Genomic DNA, 2665 nt, shown 5'->3' with positions numbered 1-2665 from the left:
GCGAGCACCACCACGATGAAGCCGAGGGAGAGCGGGATGCCGATCTCCGGGACGTGCACGCCGCTCTCGTGCAGGGCGTGCAGCACCAGCTTCACCCCGATGAAGCCGAGGATCACCGACAGGCCGTAGCTGAGGTGGACCAGCTTCTTCAGCAGGCCGCCGATCAGGAAGTACAGCTGCCGCAGGCCCATCAGCGCGAAGGCGTTGGCGGTGAAGACGATGTACGGGTCCTGGGTCAGGCCGAAGATCGCGGGGATGGAGTCCAGCGCGAACAGCACGTCGGTGGTGCCGATGGCCAGCATCACGATCAGCATCGGGGTCATCAGCCGGCGGCCGTTCTCCCGGATGAAGAGCTTGGTGCCGTGGTACTTGTCGGTCGAGGGGAAGCGCTGCTCGATCGACTTCAGCAGGCGGTTCTCCTCGAACTCCTCGTCCTGTTCGCCCGCCCGGGCGTCCTTGATCAGCTTCCAGGCGGTCCAGATCAGGAACGCGCCGAAGATGTAGAACACCCAGGAGAAGGTGGTCACCAGGGCCGCGCCGCCGGCGATGAAGACCGCCCGCAGGACCAGCGCGATGATCACGCCGACCATCAGCACGCGCTGCTGGTAGATCCGCGGCACCGCGAACTTGCCCATGATCAGGATGAAGACGAAGAGGTTGTCGACGCTCAGCGACTTCTCGGTGATGTACCCGGCGAAGAACTCACCGGACGGCTGCGATCCGCCGTACCACCACAGGAAGCCGCCGAAGGCGACGGCGAGGGCGACCCACACCGCCGTCCAGATCCCGGCTTCCTTGATCGAAACCTCGTGCGGCTTGCGGCCGCCGATGAAGAAATCGGCCACGATCAGGGCGATCAGTGCAGCAGCGGTGCCGGCCCAGATGCCTGCGGAAATGTCCACTGCTGCTCCTTTGCCGGGTCGGATCCGCCTGCAGGCCGACCTGCTTGCTGCTGCCCGCCGGGGGGTTCGGTCGTGGTCTTCCCGAGCGTAGTCATGGGTGAGGTGCTGCCCGGGGCCGACCGACCCTCCCCGAGGGGCAGGCTGCATGCCCCGTCGGGTGTCCTGTGCCGTGTGGTGTCGCGGGCGTCTCCCGGCAGCGCTGTGCCTGGCCTGCCCGCACAACGTCTGCACGACAGCCGCCGCAGGACACTCCGAACCGCTGTATCGGCTGTGAACAGCAGAACGGGGCCGGTGCGGTGCTGCTCGGGGCCGCCCGTGATGTCTTTCGTAAGGCATCCGACAGTCGGGGTTTTAGCCGCTCTGCCGTCTCCTTGAAGGGCCCTCCCCGCACAGGCGGGGATCGTCGACGAAAGGAACGGCGGACGGTGACATCCGACGAGGCGTCAGGCAGGCCCCCCAGGCGAAGGAGAGGACGCGTCATCTCACTCGTTGCCGTGGCCACCGCGGGGATCCTGGTCGTCGCGGCGCTGCTGGAGGCCATCTCACAGGCTGGCGGATCCGGCGGCGCGGCAGCCGGGGATCCCGGCGCACAGCAGACGTCGCCCAGCCAGCAGCCGACGGCGGGCGCCGAGGAGGGCTATGCGACCAAGATGTCGACGGTCTATCCCACTGATCCCAACTCACGCGGGACGGGCAGATTCACCCAGGCCCCGCTGTTCCAGGAGACGGCTCCCGGTGCGGGCCGGACGATCACCTACCGCGTCGAGGTCGAGGACGGAATCGGGCTCGACGGGGCTCTCTTCTCCGAAGCCGTTCAGCGGACCCTGGGCGACCGAAGGGGGTGGGCGGGGAAGGGGACGATCAGCTTCCGGCAGACCTCCTCCAACCAGGCCGACTTCGTGATGACGCTCGCCAGCCCGGGGACGACCGCGGAGTGGTGCGCGAAGTCCGGCCTCGACACGACCGTCTCCAACGTGTCGTGCAACTCCTCCTCCACCGACCGGATCATGGTCAATTCCTTCCGGTGGGCCCAGGGTTCGGACACCTTCGGTCCGGAGAAAATATTCGACTACCGACAGATGCTCATCAACCACGAGGTGGGGCATCGAATCGGTTACGGGCATCAGAACTGCAAGAACCCCGGTGCGCTGGCACCCGTGATGCAGCAGCAGACCAAGAGTCTGGACCTGGACGGCATCCGCTGCCGGCCGAACCCGTGGCCCTACCCGGACAACTGACACCGGCAGCCACTTCGACCGGCCGCCGGCGAGTCATCCCTGACTGAGGTTTTCTCAGCGAAATGATCTCGTTGGTGTGCTGGGGCGTGAGGGCAGCGGCGGGCAGCCGTGAAGCCCTACTAGTGTCCTGCGCCGGGAATTCGTTCAAGATATGAGGCGAGTCGTTCGAGGATCTCGTCGGCGGTCTTGGTCCAAGTGAACGGGCGGGGGTTCTCGTTCCAGGTCTTGATCCAGGCCCGGATGTCCTTCTCCAGGGCCTGGACGGACTTGTGGACTCCACGTCGGAGCTGCTTGTCCGTCAACAGCGCGAACCACCGCTCCACCTGGTTGAGCCAGGACGAGCTGGTCGGGGTGAAATGCAGGTGGAACCGCGGGTGGCCGGCCAGCCACTTCTGGATCGCCGGGGTCTTGTGGGTGGCGTAGTTATCGCAGATCAGGTGCACGTCCAGGCCGGCGGGCACTTCCTTGTCGAGCTTGGCGAGGAACTTCTTGAACTCGGCCGCGCGGTGGCGACGGTGGAGGGAG

The 2665-nt window shown here is 66.2% G+C and carries 3 protein-coding genes; 1 reads left to right on the top strand and 2 read right to left on the bottom strand.

Annotated features, from left to right (window positions below):
• Positions 1-902 (bottom strand): TerC family protein (locus AC2TEW_RS38905; RefSeq protein WP_484627850.1); only part of this gene is annotated, 902 nt, incomplete at its 3' end.
• A 494-nt stretch (positions 903-1396) separates the two neighbouring features.
• On the opposite strand from AC2TEW_RS38905, the gene AC2TEW_RS38900 reads away from it, so the two are divergent.
• A complete protein-coding gene (locus tag AC2TEW_RS38900; RefSeq protein WP_484627849.1) occupies positions 1397-2140 on the top strand; it encodes a DUF3152 domain-containing protein in 744 nt (247 codons plus the stop codon).
• Positions 2141-2259: 119 nt separating this feature from the next.
• Here AC2TEW_RS38900 and AC2TEW_RS38895 read toward each other — a convergent pair.
• Positions 2260-2665 (bottom strand): transposase (locus AC2TEW_RS38895; RefSeq protein ID WP_484627679.1); only part of this gene is annotated, 406 nt, incomplete at its 5' end.

It is taken from the genome of Kitasatospora sp. NEAU-CNBT7, from assembly GCF_057220535.1.
Note: the sequence above shows the minus strand (reverse complement) of the source record. Positions and strands in the feature narration are given on the sequence as shown.